18 protein-coding genes and 1 tRNA gene are annotated in these 17,354 nt (G+C 63.3%); 6 read left to right on the forward strand and 13 right to left on the reverse strand.

The annotated features are described in order from the left end of the window. The first annotated feature begins 40 nt into the window (after positions 1–40). Complete coding sequence (locus K3146_RS09135; RefSeq protein ID WP_247711183.1) at positions 41–1,054, forward strand: SDR family oxidoreductase; 1,014 nt, start codon at positions 41–43, stop codon at positions 1,052–1,054. On the opposite strand, the gene K3146_RS09140 is transcribed toward K3146_RS09135, so the two are convergent. From K3146_RS09140 to K3146_RS09150, 3 genes are all read right to left on the reverse strand, one after another. Beyond that, complete coding sequence (locus tag K3146_RS09140; protein ID WP_221545994.1) at positions 1,051–1,773, reverse strand: glycosyltransferase; 723 nt, start codon at positions 1,771–1,773, stop codon at positions 1,051–1,053. The genes K3146_RS09135 and K3146_RS09140 overlap by 4 nt on opposite strands. Further along, positions 1,770–2,345, reverse strand: a complete 576-nt coding sequence (locus K3146_RS09145; protein WP_221545995.1) for a TIGR04282 family arsenosugar biosynthesis glycosyltransferase — start codon at positions 2,343–2,345, stop codon at positions 1,770–1,772. Before K3146_RS09145 ends, K3146_RS09140 begins: the two co-directional genes overlap by 4 nt. Before the next feature lie 53 nt (positions 2,346–2,398). Continuing rightward, positions 2,399–2,474: transfer RNA gene (locus K3146_RS09150), tRNA-Lys, on the reverse strand. A gap of 110 nt (positions 2,475–2,584) precedes the next feature. Between K3146_RS09150 and K3146_RS09155 the strand changes: the two genes are divergently transcribed. Further along, positions 2,585–3,157, forward strand: coding sequence for an LbetaH domain-containing protein (locus tag K3146_RS09155; protein ID WP_221545996.1), 573 nt, complete (start codon positions 2,585–2,587; stop codon positions 3,155–3,157). Here K3146_RS09155 and folK read toward each other — a convergent pair. From folK to K3146_RS09175, 4 genes are all read right to left on the reverse strand, one after another. Next, a complete protein-coding gene (gene folK, locus K3146_RS09160) occupies positions 3,123–3,596 on the reverse strand; it encodes a 2-amino-4-hydroxy-6-hydroxymethyldihydropteridine diphosphokinase (protein WP_345724123.1) in 474 nt (157 codons plus the stop codon). The genes K3146_RS09155 and folK overlap by 35 nt on opposite strands. Before the next feature lie 19 nt (positions 3,597–3,615). After that, the gene (aguB, locus tag K3146_RS09165) at positions 3,616–4,479 is read right to left on the reverse strand and encodes an N-carbamoylputrescine amidase (protein WP_221545997.1); all 864 of its coding nucleotides are present in this window, start codon (positions 4,477–4,479) and stop codon (positions 3,616–3,618) included. Between the two features lie 11 nt (positions 4,480–4,490). Next, positions 4,491–5,255: an SIMPL domain-containing protein gene (locus K3146_RS09170; RefSeq protein WP_221545998.1), complete on the reverse strand. Its 765-nt coding sequence runs from the start codon at positions 5,253–5,255 to the stop codon at positions 4,491–4,493. A gap of 74 nt (positions 5,256–5,329) precedes the next feature. After that, a complete protein-coding gene (locus K3146_RS09175; protein ID WP_221545999.1) occupies positions 5,330–6,154 on the reverse strand; it encodes a class I SAM-dependent methyltransferase in 825 nt (274 codons plus the stop codon). A 100-nt stretch (positions 6,155–6,254) separates the two neighbouring features. On the opposite strand from K3146_RS09175, the gene msrA reads away from it, so the two are divergent. Next, on the forward strand, positions 6,255–6,797 hold the full coding sequence (gene msrA / locus K3146_RS09180) for a peptide-methionine (S)-S-oxide reductase MsrA (RefSeq protein ID WP_221546000.1): 543 nt from the start codon (positions 6,255–6,257) through the stop codon (positions 6,795–6,797). Between the two features lie 51 nt (positions 6,798–6,848). Here msrA and K3146_RS09185 read toward each other — a convergent pair whose 3' ends face one another. Continuing rightward, on the reverse strand, positions 6,849–7,724 hold the full coding sequence (locus tag K3146_RS09185) for an OmpA family protein (RefSeq protein ID WP_345724127.1): 876 nt from the start codon (positions 7,722–7,724) through the stop codon (positions 6,849–6,851). 265 nt (positions 7,725–7,989) lie between these two features. Then, the gene (locus K3146_RS09190) at positions 7,990–9,228 is read right to left on the reverse strand and encodes an RsmB/NOP family class I SAM-dependent RNA methyltransferase (RefSeq protein ID WP_221546001.1); all 1,239 of its coding nucleotides are present in this window, start codon (positions 9,226–9,228) and stop codon (positions 7,990–7,992) included. Between the two features lie 57 nt (positions 9,229–9,285). Here K3146_RS09190 and K3146_RS09195 point away from each other — a divergent pair, with 57 nt between their 5' ends. After that, positions 9,286–9,444, forward strand: a complete 159-nt coding sequence (locus K3146_RS09195; protein WP_221546002.1) for a DUF1674 domain-containing protein — start codon at positions 9,286–9,288, stop codon at positions 9,442–9,444. Between the two features lie 108 nt (positions 9,445–9,552). Here the strand turns inward: K3146_RS09195 and K3146_RS09200 are convergent, their stop codons facing one another. The 4 genes from K3146_RS09200 to K3146_RS09215 are packed head-to-tail and all read right to left on the reverse strand — an operon-like array spanning position 9,553 to position 15,239. Beyond that, the gene (locus K3146_RS09200; RefSeq protein ID WP_221546003.1) at positions 9,553–10,941 is read right to left on the reverse strand and encodes a cytochrome P450; all 1,389 of its coding nucleotides are present in this window, start codon (positions 10,939–10,941) and stop codon (positions 9,553–9,555) included. A gap of 43 nt (positions 10,942–10,984) precedes the next feature. Then, a complete protein-coding gene (hemH, locus tag K3146_RS09205) occupies positions 10,985–12,007 on the reverse strand; it encodes a ferrochelatase (RefSeq protein ID WP_221546004.1) in 1,023 nt (340 codons plus the stop codon). After that, positions 12,004–14,295: a molybdopterin cofactor-binding domain-containing protein gene (locus K3146_RS09210; RefSeq protein ID WP_221546005.1), complete on the reverse strand. Its 2,292-nt coding sequence runs from the start codon at positions 14,293–14,295 to the stop codon at positions 12,004–12,006. Before K3146_RS09210 ends, hemH begins: the two co-directional genes overlap by 4 nt. Then, positions 14,274–15,239: an Mrp/NBP35 family ATP-binding protein gene (locus tag K3146_RS09215; protein WP_425594595.1), complete on the reverse strand. Its 966-nt coding sequence runs from the start codon at positions 15,237–15,239 to the stop codon at positions 14,274–14,276. The genes K3146_RS09210 and K3146_RS09215 overlap by 22 nt, the downstream gene beginning before the upstream one ends. Before the next feature lie 117 nt (positions 15,240–15,356). On the opposite strand from K3146_RS09215, the gene hflK reads away from it, so the two are divergent. Together hflK and hflC are read left to right on the forward strand one after the other, a co-directional pair. After that, positions 15,357–16,463, forward strand: a complete 1,107-nt coding sequence (gene hflK / locus K3146_RS09220) for a protease modulator HflK (RefSeq protein ID WP_247711184.1) — start codon at positions 15,357–15,359, stop codon at positions 16,461–16,463. Position 16,464: 1 nt separating this feature from the next. Continuing rightward, on the forward strand, positions 16,465–17,298 hold the full coding sequence (hflC, locus tag K3146_RS09225; protein WP_221546007.1) for a protease modulator HflC: 834 nt from the start codon (positions 16,465–16,467) through the stop codon (positions 17,296–17,298). Positions 17,299–17,354 lie beyond the last annotated feature (56 nt).

Below are 17,354 nucleotides of genomic sequence, written 5' to 3' on the forward strand. Positions count from 1 at the left end.
CGCACGGACTGCCCGGTTACATGGCACTGGCCATCGCATCTTGAGAATTCTCGTCACCGGAGCTGCCGGCCTCCTGGGCGGCGAAATCTGCGCGCGGCTGGTCGCGGCGGGCCATGCGGTGACCGCGCTCGTCCATCGCAACCCCGAGGTGCGCGCGAACAACGGTACGATTGTCCCCGTCCGGACTATCTCTGGCGATGTCTCGAAACCGCAGTTCGACTGGAGCGATACCGATTGGGCCGATATCACTGAGAGCCACGACCTGCTGGTGCATTGCGCGGCAACGGTCCGGTTCGATCTCGACGAAGCCGACTACCGGGCCGCCAACATCGATGGCGTGGCCAACGCGCTCGCCCTCGCCGAAGCCGGGGGCATGGGCTTCCTCCACGTGTCCACCGCCTATGTGTGCGGCACCCGCGATGGCCACATCGGCGAGGAGGACTCACTGCCGCAAATTGGCTTCGCCAATGGCTATGAGGCCAGCAAGGCAGCCGGAGAGCGACTGGTCCGTGCGAGCGGGCTGGAATGGGCTATTGCGCGCCCCTCCATCGTTGTCGGTGAGCATGAGAGCGGTGCGATCCGCCAGTTCGACACGACCTATGCGGCCTTCAAGCTGATCGCAGAAGGGCGCGTGCGGCACATGCCGGCAAAAGCAGGCGCAACGCTCGACTTCGTCCCGCTCGACCATGTCGCCCAAGGGATCGTCGCGCTGGCCGAGAATATGGATTCGGCATCGGGCGGGGCATACCATCTCGTGTCCGGCCAGCCGCTTCCCGTTGCAGCCTTCACCGGATCGATCGGCGCCTATCCGCAATTTCACGAGCCCGAGCTGGTCGCCCCGGAGGAGTTCGATCCCGCAGCGCTGCCGGCGCTCGAGCGCCGCCTGTTCCGGAGGGTGGCCGGCCTTTACGCAAGCTACTTCCAGCGCGATCCGCATTTCGACGACAGCGGATTCCAGGCCATGACCGGGCTTGCGTGCCCGCCAACGGGCGAAGCCTATATCCGGCGCCTCATCGATCATTGCATCGAAGTGGGCTTCCTTCCGGACGCCTAGCGGATATCGGGATAGTTTCGTGCCATCCGTTCACGCAGCCCGGCAGCCCACAAGATTCCGACCTTGAAATAGATCCAGTTCGCCTTGAGCGGCCCCCATGCGGCAATCCGGCGGTCCGAAGTATAGACCCGGCGCCTGATCATGCGGATACGGCCAAGATCAGCGAGCTTCACGCACAGATCGGCCTCTTCCATCACTGCATCGCCCGGCGTGCAGCCCCCGACCGTCAGGAAATCGGCGCGCCGGAAGAACATGGCATGATCGCCGAACAGCAGACGCACCCCGCGGAAGAACAGGTGCGGCCGCGTGATGAGCGGGGCGTACCAGGTCTTCGCCCAGTTGTGGAGGGTCGTCCCCCAGCGAGTTTTCTCCGCACCCCTGATGACCGGGGTGAAGCTTGCGAGTGCTATGCTGCGGTCGACAAGAGTCTCCTCGATGTGGTGCACCATGTCGAGCGGCGGCAATGTATCCGCATGCACCACGCAGACGAGTTCCCCGCCTGCAGCCTCGACCCCGCGGTTGATCTGCAGCGCCCTCCCCTTCTCGGTTTCGAGCACGCGCCAGCCAGCCTCGCGTGCGATCGCCAAGGTCGCATCGCGGCTCCCGCCATCGACCAGCAATATCTCGGCAGGGCGCGGATCGAGCGCGGCGAAAGCCTCGACCAGCCTTGGCAGCGCCTTCTCTTCATCGAGCGTCGGAACGAGAAGCGTGACGCTCATTCGAACTCGGGCCCCTGCGCAAGGTCTTCGGCGGTGTCGATATCGGTCAACTCGGGGAGGATTGCCGGCCCCATGCCGCGCGCCACCAGCCTAGCGAGCGTTTCCGGCAAGACGGCAGGTGTACTCCACGCCATGTCCTCGAACAGGAAAGGTACAGGCTCGCGATAGCCGATGAGGTAGTAGCCTCCGTCGTTGGCAGGGCCGAGCACCACGCGCCGGTCGTCGAGCGCATCGGCCGCCGCGCGAAGCAAGGGTGCGGTTACCCCCGGGCAATCGCTGCCGATCAGCAAGGCCGGCGCCTCGACCCGCGCCATACGTTCGCCGAGGTCGCCCTCCCCTTGATCGACCACTGAAACATCAGGGCCCAGCAATTCGTGAAACGCAGCGATCTCGCCGCCAGTCACCCGCAACTCGAACGCGAGCCCGCTTTCCCTCGCCTCCTCTACGGTTTGCACAAGGAGACGCGCATAGAGCCGCGCCGCCCCTTCCTCGCCCAGCGCGGGGATGAGCCGAGTCTTGACCTTCCCGGGAACCGGCAGGCGCGCGAAAATCGAAAGTCTGGGGGATGCCATCGCCGTGCAGGATAGCGACTGGATGCGCCGCGTGAAGGGGAGATGGAAAATCGTGGTGAGCCGTGCTGGGTTCGAACCAGCGACCTACTGATTAAAAGTCAGTTGCTCTACCGACTGAGCTAACGGCCCGACCACGGCGGCTCACCTAGGGAGGGGATTGCGAGGGGTCAAGCGCGGTTTGGCTTGCTTTTCGCCCGCGCGTGCAATTAGGCGGTGATCGAGGGAGGGAGACAGGGTCGATGACGCCGCTGGACGCACGCAAATCGGGAAGCAGGAGCGGGGGACCGAGCTTTTCGCTGGGCAATCGGCTTGCGCGTGTTCTCTGGATGACGACTTGGTTCCTGCTCGCGCGCTGGACCCCGCCAGCGCTGCATGGCTGGCGCGCATTCCTGCTCGAGCTGTTCGGTGCGAGGCTTGGCCGCAGATGCCGCGTCCATGCGAGCGCTGCGATCTGGCATCCCGCCAATCTCGAACTTGGCGACAATGTCCTGATCGGCCCGGGCGCAAGGCTCTATAACCAGGGACACATCACGATCGGGAGCGACAGCATCGTCTCCCAGCGCGCCCATCTCTGCGCATCAACGCATGATGTATCGGACCCGCATTTTCAGCTGGTCCTGCGCCCGATTTCGATAGGGACAAATTGCTGGATCGCGGCAGAGGCGTTCGTCGGCCCAGGTGTGATCATGGGAGAGGGATCGGTACTCGCCGCAAGAGGCGCCCTGTTCGACGATGCCGAGGGCTGGACGATCTATCGCGGCAATCCGGCGACAGAGGTCAGGAAGCGCGCGCTGAAATCTGACGCAGGGTGAGGCCCGTCACCGGATCGCACCAGTCGGGAGCGATTGCGGCGGCAGGGGCCAAGACGAAGTCCCGCTCCCGGAATGACGGGTGGGGAATGGTCAGGTCGGGCGAATGCCACAAGCCGCCGCTCCAAAGGATGATGTCGAGATCGAGCGGTCGCGCGCGCCAGCGGGCTCCGCGCCTGCGCCGGCCGAAGTCGTCCTCGATCTCTTGTATCGCTGCCAGCATGTCCGGCGGCGCGAGATCGCATTCGACGCGCGCTGCTGCGTTGGCGTAGCTCCGCATCGAGGGTCCGACCGGCCTGCTGGCAATTGTCGCAGAGAGGGCAGTCACATCGATTCCCGCCATTTCCAGCGCCACGACTGCCGCATCGATGACGCGCGGGGGAGCGCCGATGCCCGGCACCCGCATGTTGGAACCCAGCGCTACAAGGTAGGTGTGGATCACAGAACCTGTACCCGAGCTCTCAGATGTCCTCGCAGATGCGGCCGTAAAGCTGCGGGCGGCGATCGCGGAAGAAGCCCATGCCCGCGCGGTGTTTGGCGGCGCGCTCGAGATCGAGAGTGGCGACCAGCACGCCGCTGTCCGACGCCCCATATTCTTCCAGCAGGTCGCCCCACTCGTCCGAGATGAAGCTGTGACCGTAGAAGCTCTGCTGGCGATCCGCCGGGCCTTCGTGTCCGATACGGTTGGCTGCGCAGACGGGCATGCAGTTTGACACGGCATGGCCGATCATCGCGCGCCGCCACATCCGGCTGGTATCGAGATCGGCGTCGTAGGGCTCCGACCCGATGGCGGTCGGATAAAAGAGTACCTCTGCGCCCTTCAACGCCATGACGCGTGCGCATTCGGGGTACCACTGATCCCAGCAGATGCCGACACCGATGCGCGCGCCGAAGACGTCCCACACCTTGAAGCCGTCGTTACCGGGCCGAAAATAGTACTTCTCTTCATAGCCCGGCCCATCGGGGATGTGGCTCTTGCGATAGGTGCCCATGATCTCGCCATCGGGTCCGATCATGGCGAGCGTGTTGTAATAGTGATGCCCGTCGCGCTCGAAGAAGCTGGTCGGGATCGCGACTTTGAGCTTCCTCGCCAGTTCCTGCATCGCCAGCACGCTAGGATGCTCCTGCGTGGGCCGGGCGCGGGCGAATAGCTCCTCCGCCTCCTCGCGGCAGAAGTATTCGCCTTCGAACAGCTCGGGCGGCAGGATCACCTGCGCGCCCTTGCCCGCCGCTTCCTCCACCAGCGCGGAGACGGCGGCAATATTTTCGGCCACGTCCGCCCGGGCGAGCGGCAATTGCAGGACGGATACGGTCAACTCTCTCATGCGCGAGAGCGTTATTTCTCCCGGAGCGCGAAGTCCACCTGGATATGGACCTGGCTGCGTGTCGTGCCCACCATCATGCCAGGCGAGCCGCCTTGCGTGCGGACCACGGGTGATACTGGGGGCGGGGGTGGTGCCATGGCCGCGCTTTCCGCAATTGCGTCGTTCATGACTTGTGCGCCCTGGATCCATTCGCGCCCCTGCTGCCCACCGGCATCGCGAATGTAGAGCACCCGGCTTATCTCCATTCCTGCCGCGCCGGCATAGGCCTCGGCCCGCTCGCGCGCGGCGGCATAGGCATCGGCATAAGCGAGATTCAGGACCTTCTCGGGCTCGCTCATCGTGAGGTTGGGCCCGGAGAGGACATTCGCACCCGCCTCTGTCACGGCGCTGATCGCAGCGCCTGCCCGATCAGGATCGTCCATCGTGACTTCGAAGACATTGCTCGCTTGGTACTGGCCCTTGCGATCGCCCCAGCGCACGCGTTGGACGCTGACGTTCTGCGTTTGAATATCGTCTTCCGCGATCCCGAACTCGCGCAGTGCCGCAACGATCTCTTCGATCTTCTCGGCATTGGCTTCGCTTGCCGCAGTTGCGCTGCGCGAGAATGTCTCGATCCCGGCCTGGAACTGAGCCCGGTCGGGTCGGCTTTCGGCCTGACCGGTGGCGCTGACGGAAAGCAGTGTTTCGCCGCGATCCACGCCGCGCGCTTCATCAACTCTGTCTCCGCAAGCTGCAAGGGTAAGCGGTGCGGTCGTGGCAAGAATCAGTTTTTTCACGAAAAAACCCTCCGATGTAATACTGTCACATCGGAGGGTTTGCAGGTTTGAGATGAACGCTGACTGACGAAGGGTCAGTCGGCCTTCTTGAACAGCAGCGTCATCCGATCGCTTTCGCCGATGGCGAGGTAGCGGTCGCGGTCTTCCTCGCCGAACTGCAAGACTGGGGGCAATGTCCAGACACCGCGTTCCCAATTGGCCGGGTCCTTCGGATTGGCGTTGATCTCGCTCTGCGAGACCAGTTCGAAACCATTCGCGGCAAAAATCGCGATGACGTCCTGCGTCCGCATGTAGCCGCGCTGGCGAGCGCCATAATCATCGTAACTTGCCCCTTCGGGCGCACGGTGCTGGACCACGCCGACCATGCCATCGTCCTTCAGCATGCGGCGCGCGGCCTTCAGGACCTCATCCGCATTGTTGCCGATGTTGAGCCCGTGCATCGAGCGGAAGATCAGCACCCGGTCCACTGTACCTTCAGTGCCTTCGGGCATCTCGTCGATCTCGAAGGCGGAAACATTGGCGGCGTTCACCCCTTCCATGCCGGAAAGCGTTTCGGTGAATCTTTCCGTCCAGCCCTTGGCGCGTGCCTCCTGCGCGCGGTCGCGGTATTCGCGTCCAGCGCTGTCGGGACCGAAGGCGATGTATTTGCCAGCCGCGCTGACATAGGGGGCAAGCACGCGGGTATACCACCCGCCGCCCGGGCCGAATTCTGCGACCGTCATGGTCGGCTCGACCCCGAAGAATTCCAGAGTTTCTGCCGGGTGGCGATATTGGTCGCGGGCACGGTCTTCGTCGCGCAGATCGGCGGCCAGCACCTCCTCGAGCTCGGGAGCGTGATCGTCGGCAGCGAGCGGGGTGGCAATCAGGGCTGCGGCGGCGGCAGTCAGAAACAGGCGCATCGGGTTTCTCCTCTCAAGTGCTCGCGCCTCCCTGCCCGCACGCGCGCCTGATGACAAGCGGCGCTCGCATTCCTAGATGCTTGGCGAAAAGGAGATTTTGATGGCTCAGGAACAGGTGATTGTCGCGGGCGGATGCTTTTGGTGCACCGAGGCGGTGATGAAGGACGTGATCGGCGTCAGCGAAGTCGAGAGCGGCTATATCGGCGGCCACCAGGCGGATCCGACCTATAAGGAAGTCTGCACCGGCAATACGGGTCATGCCGAGGGCGTACGCGTCACATTCGACAGCGACCAGATCACGCTCGACCAGATCCTCGACGTGTTCATGGGCACGCATGATCCGACCCAGCTCAACCGGCAGGGCAATGACATCGGCACGCAATATCGCAGCGCAATCTTCCCAACGGACGAACAGCGTGAAGCCGCCGAGGCCGCTATCGCCCGCTGGAACGAAGAACATCCTGGGCAGGAAGCAGTCACGACTATCGAGAGCGGCGAGTGGTATCCGGCCGAGGATTACCATCAGGAGTATTGGGAAGGCGAAGGCCAGCGCAATCCCTATTGCCTCGCAGTAATCCCGCCCAAGTTGATGAAGCTGCGCAAGAGCTTCCAGAAATATCTCAAGCCCGAAGACCGAGCATGAAAAACGGGGCGGGCATCGCTGCCCGCCCCGCCATGATAGCTTTCGCCTGAATTAGGCTTCGCTGTCTTCGGTCGCCTTGCTGACGAGGATGTTGACCGAGACGCGGCGGTTCATCGCCTTGCCTTCGGGCGTGCTGTTGTCAGCTGCCGGATCGGCTTCGGCCATGCCCGTCGGGGTCAGCATGCGCCAGGGCTTCCAGCCGCATTCCTGCTGCAGGTAGTTCACGACGCGGCCAGCGCGACGCTCGCTCAGGACCTGGTTGTATTCCTGGCTGCCGACCGAGTCGGTGTAGCCAACGACCAGGAGAAGGGCATTGTCCATGCCTTCGGCCTGCTGGGCGATGTTGCAGATTTCCTGCTGGCCTTCGGCCGAGATGTTCCACTTGCCAGTGTCGAAGTAGACATTGGTGACGCCGCGGACATTGTAGTTGTCGATGTTCGCGATGCGGCCACGCAGGGCTTCTGCGGCAGCGGCATTCTTGTCGATGTCGGCGCGGTGCTCGGCGAACTGCTGCGCGGTTGCGCCGCGGATCATGTCGGCGGTTGCGAGGTCGCTGGCCTTGAGCTTGACCTTGCTGGCAACGAGGCCGCCTTCGTACTGAAGCGTTTCGATCTCGACGGGGATGCCAGTGATCAGACGGCTGCTTGCGATGGTCTTGGTACCAAGGCCCAGGAAACCGCCGGTTGCCTTAACTTCGGTGCCTTCGTCGACGAAGACGGTCGTGTTGCGGCCATCGGTGGTGGTGACGCGGATCGACTCAGCGTCACGAGCGGTGATGATGCCCTCGACTTCGGGGCCTTCAGAGAGCTTCGAGCCATAAACGTCGATGTTGGTGTCGGTCGCCACGTCCTGTGCCGAAACGCTCATCGGCAGGGCGATGGCAGACAGCAGCAGGGGAAGGGCTGCCTTCTTGGTAAATGCAGTCACGGTATTCTCCTTCTTATCGCAACAGCCAGAGACTGACGGCTCTTGTTCCGGCCGCTCTTTGGGGGGCGTCCCGGCTGTAGAAATTCAAGCATCTTCTAACTGCGTTCCGACGGCACAATTGCCGCAGGATCGGGTTGAGGACGCCTCGGTTGTTGACCCTATGCTTTCCAAAATGTGAATGCGGTAGCTTTGGTGCCCGGCTAGGGGGCGGTTCGGGCAGATGATGCGACGAACCGTTAATTCCTTGCCTTTTTTTCGCCGCTATTCAGTCCTGGCGGATGAGACGTGCAATGTAGAATCCGTCGATTCCCCCCTGCTCGAGAATCATGCCCGGATCGGTTCGCAGCGCCCCCGAAGCCATCGGGTCAATGCCTGTTGGCAACTCGCTGGTCTCGACAGCAACGGGAGCAAGGCCAGCGGGCACACTTTGCCCCTCACCCTCTTGTCGTTCGAGTGAGCAGGTGGCGTAGACCAGTACGCCGCCGGGATTCAGCCAACCCGTTGCCCGTTCGAGAAGCGCGGACTGGAGCTCTGCCATTTCCTCGATCTCCCGCTGCGAAATGCGATGGAGGACATCGGGATGGCGGCGAGCGGTCCCCGTGGCCGTGCACGGCGCATCCAGCAGGATCGCATCATATTGGTGCTTGGGCTGCCAGGTCAGCGCATCGGCACGAACGGTAGCCGCCTTCAGCCCGGTACGCTTGAGATTGTCCTTCAGGAGATCGAGGCGCCGCCTCGATATGTCGAGCGACGTCACCTGCCAGCCCTGCGCTGCCAATTGCAGGGTCTTTCCTCCAGGTGCCGCGCAAAGGTCGAGGACGTGGCGCCCTTCGCCTTCACCCAGGAGACGCGCAGGCAACGAGGCGGCAAGGTCCTGCACCCACCATTCGCCATCGGCAAAACCCGCCAGCTTCTCGACATTCTCCCCGCGCGCGAGACGCAGGTGTCCGGGCATCAGGCTGTCGGCGGCAAGTTTTGCCTTCCAAACCTCGGTTTGCGACGGGTCCTTCAGCGTCAGGTCGAGCGGCGGTGGCTCGGCAAGACCCGCCGCAATTGCCCCTGACCGTTCGCCCCAACGCGCGGCGACATCGGCTGGCAGCGTCGGAGCCTCGGGAAGCTTTGCCTCCCGCTTGGACAAGGTCGAGAACACGCCGTGTGCCAGCCGCCGCGGACCGCCCACCAACAGGGGCAGGCAGGTCGCAATCACGGCATGCGGCGGCGTATCCAGCCGAAGCCATTGCGCCAGCATCATACGCAGGACCGTCCGAGCCTTCGCATCGTGCGGCAGCGGTTTGGCAGTCGCGCTGTCGATCAGGCCGTCGAGGTCGACCATCCAGCGCAGGACTTCGCTCGCAATCGCCCTGGCGAGCGCCTTATCCTCGAATTTGCGTACGTCCTTGGTCGCCGCGCCGAAGGCGATATCGAGCGTCTCGCCGCGGCGGAGGACCGCATCGAGCAGGCGAAGCGCGGCGCGGCGCGCATATATTCCGGGAGGCTGGGCCATGTTCGCGCGCCCCTACCCGCACTTGAAACCGCGCGCCAGCCCGCTCATTTGGAAGACATGACCAAACGCGCGACCAAGCGGCCCGAGAAATTCGAGAAGCCCGAGCACTGGAGTAGCGAACCGCCGCCCAAGCCTGAGAAGGGCAAGAACGAGGAAGATCTCAGCCCGACGCGCTATGGCGACTGGGTCAAGGACGGCATCGCAATCGATTTTTGACGTTTTTTTCGCGATCCCGCCTCCGCGGGAGCATCCTCTCTATGCGTGCAGCAAGCTGCACCCGCTGCGGGCGGCCACTTGGCCTTGCCTCGCCTATCGGCTCGGAAATTACAGCGCTTCGAGCCTGATCTTAAGCCCGTCGCGCGGCTTGGGGATCGGCCATGCCTGCCAGTCAGGCTCCTGCTCCAACGTGACGCGATACCGTGGCAGCAGCTGCGCCATCAGCACCTTTACCTGCATATAGGCAAAGTGGAGGCCGAGGCACATGTGCGCGCCCCCGCCAAAAGGCACCCATGCGTATTTGTGCCGCGCCTTGATCTTTTCAGGCGTGAAGTGGAGCGGGTTGAATTCATGCGGCGTATCCCAGTGCTCTTCCTCGTGATGCACGAAATGGGCATTGATGCCCACATGTGTTCCAGCCGGGATGCGATAACCGCCATATTCGAACTCGCGCAGGGCGCGGCGCGGGGTTGAGGGCACCGGCGGTACCATCCGCAACGCTTCCTTGAAGGCCATCTCGGTCAGCTCAAGCTTGCCCATATCCTCGTAGGCCAGATCGCGCGGGCGGCCGTTGGCATCGAGACCGCCGGTCACGCTCTCGATCTCCTGCCGCAGCTTCTCCTGCCATTCGGGATGCTTGGCGAGCAGCCAGACCAGCGATGTTGCCGAGCTGGTGATCGTGTCATGCGCGGCCATCATCAGGAAGTTCATATGGTCGACCACCTCGTCGACCGGCATGAGGCTGCCATCGTCATATTCGGCCGTGGCGAACTGGCTGAACATGTCCTGCCCGCCACCTTCTGCACGGCGGCGGTGCGTTTCCTTCGTGAAATATTCGACCAGGAATTTGCGCCCGTCGACGCCGCGTTTCATCTGGGTGAAGGGCAGCGGATGCCGCACTGGCGCGACGCTGGCCTGCACCATGTCGATGAAGGCGGTGTTGATCTTGTCGGCTTCCGGACCCCATTCGATGCCGATGAAACTATCGGCAGCAAGGTCCAGCGTGAGCGTCTTGATCGCAGGGTAGAACTCCATCTGGCCCGCGCCCCAATCCTCGACCTTTTTGGCGATGCCTCGGTTGAGGCTGCCCGAATAGTGGCGCATCGGACCGGGTTTGAAGGCAATCGACAGCGCACGGCGATCGGCGCGGTGATGGTCGAAGTCCATCAGCATCAACCCGCGCGGGAACAGCTGGTCGAGGATCGGCCCCCACCCCTGCTCCGAAGAGAAATTCTTGTTGCGGTCGAACAGCAGCAGCTCGTTCGCATCAGCACCGATCAGGGCAACGACCCAGCCGCCAAACGCGCGGTTGCGATAGACCCGACCATAGGTATCGACCATCCGCTGCGCAAAGCTGTGCGGGTCCTTGAGCATCTTGAAGGTGTTGCCAATTATCGGCAGGCCGCCTTCGCCGGGGATATGGGCCAGATCACCGGCGGTTGGGTTGCCCTCTGTCCAGTGAGTCGGGATCGGATCGTGTGCTGCAAGTGTTGCCATGGCCCCATCATGCCTCAGCAATTATTAAGTGGCAATTAGCAATCTAAATCCATCCGCCGAGTTCGCGCCGCAACAGCTTCTCGAGCATCGCCAGACCAGCATCGGAAGTATTCAGGCACGAAAGCGCCGTGAATCTCTCACCGCCTGCCTCGAAGAACTGATCGCGCCCCTGGATCGCGAGTTCTTCCAGCGTTTCAAGGCAATCCGCTGAGAAGCCGGGAGCTGCAATCGCAAGGCGCTTGGTCCCCTTCGCCGCTTCTTCGCCAATCACCGTGTCGGTGGCAGGCTCCAGCCACTTGGCCCGGCCGAAGCGCGACTGGAATGTGGTGCGGATCCTGAGGTCGCGACCGGCGAGGCGTTCCTGCAACAGGCGCGAAGTCTTCTGGCAGTGGCAATGGTAGGGGTCGCCCAGCTCCAGCGTGCGCTGCGGCATACCGTGAAAGCTCAACAACAGCACTTCAGGCTCGAAATCGAGCGCATCGAGCTGGCGGGTGACGTCCTCTTCCAGCGCATCGATATAGGCCGGATCGTCGTGATAGGGCGGCAACATCCTGAGGCTCGCCTGCCAGCGCATCTCGCGCAATTTGTCAGCCGCCTTGTCGACCACGGTCGCCGTCGTCGCGCCCGAATATTGCGGGTAGAGCGGCGCGAGCAGAATGCGCTCGCACCCTGCGTCCATCAGTTTCTGGAGCTGGCCGGGTATCGACGGCGATCCATAGCGCATCGCCCAATCCAATTGCACACTATCGCCCAGCCTAGCCTGCATCGCCTCGGCCTGCTGCCGGGTAATCACCGCCAGCGGCGAGCCTTCCTCCGTCCAGACCTGGCTATAGGCATGGGCGCTTTTCTTCGGACGCGTATTGAGGATGATCCCGCGCAGGATGGGTTGCCAGGCGATCGAAGGTATCTCGACCACGCGCTTGTCCGAGAGGAACTCGGCGAGGTAGCGCTTCACTGGTCCCGTCTCGGGCGCGTCGGGTGTGCCGAGGTTTACGATCAGCACCCCGACCTTTCCGGATTTCACGGGCGGATGATCGGCGGGGAGGTTTTGCTGCTGCCAGGTCATGGGCCCAGCGGCAGACGGTAAGAACGCTCGCCAGTCAAGGCGAAGAGTGCATTTGCGATCGCCGGCGGGGCGATTGCCACGCCCAGTTCGCCCGGATCGAAGGGTTCTGCCTCGCTCGACACGAAGTCGATGAGGATATCGGGCGCTTCGGACAGCCCCGGCAGGTTCATTTCTCCAAGGGTTCGCGGCACGGGATGGCCGGTGTCGAATTGCAACGGCGCGCCGAGCGCAAGACCCATTCCGAAGAGCAATCCGCCCTCGATCTGCTGGCGCGCTATATCGAGGTTCACGATACGCCCGATATCGGCCACCGCGCTCAACTGCCGAACCCGGATTCCTCCCTCGCCACGCGAAACGTGGGCGACGCAGGCAATATGTCCCGCGTTTGCCGGATCGCGGCCCATGCGGACCATGGCGATCCCCTCGCCCGACCCATCTGTTGCGCCACTCCAGTCTCCCAGCCTTGTGGCGCGCTGCAGGCACTCGGCCATACGCGGAGCCCCTGTCAGCATGGCCATTCGATAGAGGTAGGGATCGCGTCCGGCGTTGCGCGCCAGTTCGTCGACGAAACTCTCGGTGATGAAGCCCGTGTAGGCCTGAGCCCCGCCGCGCATCCGACCTGTCGGCAGCGCGATGTCTGCTGGCACATGGTCCACTGCGATATGAGCGATGTTGTAAGGCGGTACGCCACCTTCGACAACGAACGGATCGCCCTCGCCGCTGCTTTCGCGCTTGGCTGCGTCGGAAACGTAGTTGTCGAACAGGCGGTGGCCGGTCTCGCGCATCCATGAAGGGGAAATGATCCGTGTGCGCATCGCAACCGGCTGGCCCTGCGCACCGAGAGTGGCAGCAACTTCTCCCACCACCGGCGCGCGATAGGGAGCCATCTGCATGTCCTGGGGACGAGACCAGGTCAGCTGCACCGGACGCCCAACCTGCTCTGCTATCTGGGCAACTTCGATGGCATGCTGCTTCTCCAGTCGCGCATCGAAACTTCCCCCGGCGGGCATGGGGTAAAGGATCACGTCGGACGGCGAAATGCCGATCGCTTCTGCAGCCGCATCTCTTGCTGCTGCCGGGGCCTGCGACGCGATCCACAGTTCCAGCTGGCCATCGGCATACCGCGCCGTGGCCGTCGCAGTCTCAAGCGGAAGATGGGGCGCTGCCGCCACATCGTAACGTCGGACGATCGTCGGGTCCGCAAGGTAGCCATCGGGCTCCCCGATAGTCTCGATCCTCTCTGCGGTCTCTTCGCCCGCTGCCACCACTCGCTCCATCTGCGCTTCCAGAGCGGATTGATCGAGTGCGCCCGGCCCGGTGAATTGCGGTCGCAACCGGGCCAATGCCTGATCCGCGATCCACCAGCTCTCGGCAACCGCGGCGATCCAGCGTTTCGATTTCACAACGGCCAGGAGTCCGCGCGTGCCCTGGACCCGCGCTTCGTCAACGGGCAGCAGTTCGGGAAGCCCGATAGGGCCATGCCTTACCGAGGCATAGACCATGCCCGGCAACCGGACGTCGCCGGAAAAGAGGTGACTCCCATCCACCTTGGAAGGCAGGTCGAGGCGCGGGAAGAGGGTCGGCGCGTCGCCCTCACCCGGTAGCGGCTCCTCGAAAGCCGCATCGGGCCGCAGCGGGGGCGGATCGGGGGGATCGAATTCTACCGCCCGGTCGACCAGCTCGCCAAAGGGCAGGCGCTTGCGCTCGTGGATCACGAACCCTTCGACCACCTGGCATTGCTCATGCGGGACATCCCAGTTTTCGGCGGCAGCGCGGGTGAGCATGTCGCGCGCGCTGGCGGCTGCCTCGCGCAAAGGCAGCTCGTAGGCCGCGAGGCTGGTCCCGGCGGCAGTCGCGGAAAAATCGTTCCGCCGGGCAAAGCGGCCCACCGACCAGTCGTCAGCTTCGTCGCCGGCGCCCAGCCATCCTTCCCAGAGCGAGGACCACTCCGCTGCAAGTGGCAGGTTTGCGAAATGACCTGCGGGCGGGACCGTATCGATCCCGACCTGGCGCCAATCGGCACCGAGCTCGGTCGCCGCGATCTGGGCCAGCAGCGTGCCGATGCCCTGACCCATCTCGAGCTGCGGCATGGCGACAGTGACCACGCCGTCGCGCCCGATCGTGAGCCAGCCGCCAAAAACCTCAGCGCCTTCACGGGCAGTGAGCGGGCTCCGGTAGTCGCGCGGCCACAAGGTCCAGGCGAGCAACAATCCGCCGCCTGCCGCCGCGCCCGCCAAGACCTTGCGGCGCGATACCTCTATGCCGCTCAGCCTCTCGCGGATATCCATGCCCGAAGCCTTTCGGCAATCTGGATGAAGGGTTGGGCAATCGCCGCATCTCCGGCTGCAGGCGGCTTACCTGCGTCACTGCCCTGTCGAATGGCCATGTCGAGCGGAATGCGCCCGAGGAACGGCAGTTCCAGTCTCTCGGCAGCTGCTTCGACACCACCAGCTCCGAAAGGATCGGAAACCTCGCCGCAGGACGGACAGGCATAGCCCGACATATTCTCGACCAGCCCGATCACAGGGACGCCGGCTGTATCGAACAACTGCCCCGCGCGCGCGGCATCGATCAGGGCAAGATCCTGAGGGGTAGAGACCAGCACCGCTCCGGCCGGCTTGAATTTCTGGATCATCGTGAGCTGCACGTCGCCGGTTCCCGGAGGCAGGTCGACCAGCAGGACTTCCGTATCGCCACTCCAATGGGCTTCGATCAACTGGGTAATCGCACCGGACGCCATCGGGCCGCGCCAGGCCAGCGCCTTTCCGGGCGCGACGAGGTGACCCATGGAGAGGTGCGGCACGCCGAACTCACTGTCCAGCGGAACGGGTTTGTTCTCTCGCGCTTCGGGCTTGCGCCCCTGCGTCCCGAAGATGACCGGCTGCGATGGACCGTAGATGTCCGCATCGACCAGCCCGACCTTCACACCGGTCCGGGCGAGTGCAATCGCGAGATTGGCGGTCAGGGTGGATTTGCCAACCCCGCCCTTGCCCGATCCGATCGCTATGATGAGCGGGCCCTTGCGTTCTGCAGTCATCACCACGCGGACTTCGTTCACATCCCCGCGCGCGCCGACGGCGTCGCTGATCGCGCCCTCGACAGCGCTCCGCGCGTCCTCGTCGAGACCGGCCGCATCCACGACGACAGTTGCCCGCCCTTCATTGAGCACCGATCCCGTGACGCGGGCGGCAAGTTCGGGGGGCAAATCGGCGGAAAAATCGGCGCGGCTCATGGAAGGCGCTGCTGTATCATCGAAAAGCGCGCCGCAACCCCTGTTTTTCCTACAAAGGCTACCTATAAGACAGATATGAGAATTTTGGACGGGCTTGGACAGAGGATCCGCCTAGCAATGGCAGGAAACAATCCGTGGGGCGGTGAGGGCGACGATTCCTCGGGCTCCGGCAACGACGACGCGCCTAAGGGCGACAAGGGTAAGGGCCCTCGCAATCCATGGCTTCCGCCCGGATCGGGCGGCGACGGCAAGCGCGGCCCCAACATAGAAGACATCTTCAAGAACCGCGGCCCCGAAGGCCCGCGCCGTAAGGGCGGCGGCCCCGGCGGTCCGAACTTCCGATTCCCTCAGCGCCCCGGCGGCAAGAGCTGGTTCCCGGTTGTGGTGGTCGGCATTCTCGCGCTCGGTGTGCTTGCGACCAGCACGCATCTGATCGATCCGCAGGAAAAAGCGGTGGTCAAGCGCTTGGGCGACTACAGCCGTACGATGGATTCGGGCCTTCAGTTCTCGTTCCCGTTCCCGATCGAAACGGTCGATATCGAGAATGTGGAAGGTGTTCGCCCGATCCGTATTCCTGGCAACGACAGCCAGGCCAAACTGATCCTGACAGGCGACCAGAACCTCGTCGATCTCAGCTATATTGTGCGCTGGAACATCAAGGATCTGGAGCAATTCAAGTTCCGTGTAGTCGATCCCGAAGAAACTGTTCAGGAGGTCGCAGAAGCGGCCATGCGCGCCGCAGTGGCTGAGAAGCAGCTGGACGAGACGTTCTCGGGTGAAGGGCGTGCATCGATCGAACTGGACGTTCTCCAGCGGATGCAAACCACGCTTGATGGCTACCAGGCCGGTATTCGCGTCCTCGGTGTGGAAATCGAGAAAGCCGACCCGCCCAGCCAAGTCGTCGATGCTTTCCGCGATGTGCAGGTAGCCGAACAGAACGCTGACGCTGCGCGCAACCAGGCGCAAGGCTATGCTCAGCAAGTGCTTGCACAGGCGCAAGGTGAAGCCGAAGCCTTCGACAAGGTATACGAACAGTACCGCCTTGCCCCGCGGGTCACGCGGCAGCGACTTTATTACGAGACCATGGAGCGTGTGCTCAGCAAGACCGACAAGACCATCGTGGAAGCTCCAGGTGTGACTCCTTATCTACCGCTTCCCGAAATCCGGCGCCGCGCGCAGCAATCGCAGCCCGCCACCACCGTGACCGCGCCGGAAGGACAGTAACATGCAGCGTTTGTGGGAAGACCATCGCCTGACTATCATCGCGCTCGCGCTGGCGCTAGTCGGCTTCAGCATGAGTGCCTATGTGGTCCCGGAAGAAGAACAGGTTGTTCGCGTTCGAACGGGTAACCCCATCGGCGTCGCGAATGCTGTCGGCAGCGACACCGGCCCCGGCCTTTATTTACGCGCACCATTCGTCGACAGGTTGGTACGGATTGAGCGCCGTCTACTCGACCTCGAAATGACCGATGAGGAAGTGCTGTCGAATGACCAGCAGCGATTGCTGGTAGATGCTTATGCGCGCTTCCGGATTACAGACCCGATCCGAATGGTAGAACGTGCCGGCACGACCGATGGTGTCCGTTCGGCCCTCGAACCGATCCTCAACTCCGTCTTGCGTCAGGAACTCGGTCGCAGGACTTTCCAGGCCATGCTGACCGCCGAACGCGGCTCGGCACTCGCAAACGTCCGAAGCAATCTGGATCGTCAGGCCCGCCAGTACGGCGCCGAAGTTGTCGATGTGCAGATCACGCGCACCGACCTTCCCGAAGCGCCGCTGCAGTCCGCCTTTACCCGCATGGAATCGGATCGCCAGCGCGAAGCCCGAACCATCCGTGCCGGTGGCTCACGCGATGCCCGTATCATCCGTGCAGAGGCGGACGCAGAAGCCGCGCGCATCTATGCCGAGAGTTTCGGCAAGGATGCGGAATTCTACGACTTCTATCGCGCGATGCAGAGCTATGATGCGACCTTCTCGCCCGAAAATGGCGATGCGGCTAGCAGCATCATCCTCTCGCCGGACAATGAGTATCTGCAGCAGTTCCGCGGACGTCGTTGACCCTTTGTCGAATGCGCGGGCCGCAAGAGCCCGCCGTTCAACGCGTATTAAGCCCC

This window comes from Qipengyuania vesicularis (genome assembly GCF_019711415.1).
Lineage (GTDB): Bacteria > Pseudomonadota > Alphaproteobacteria > Sphingomonadales > Sphingomonadaceae > Qipengyuania > Qipengyuania vesicularis.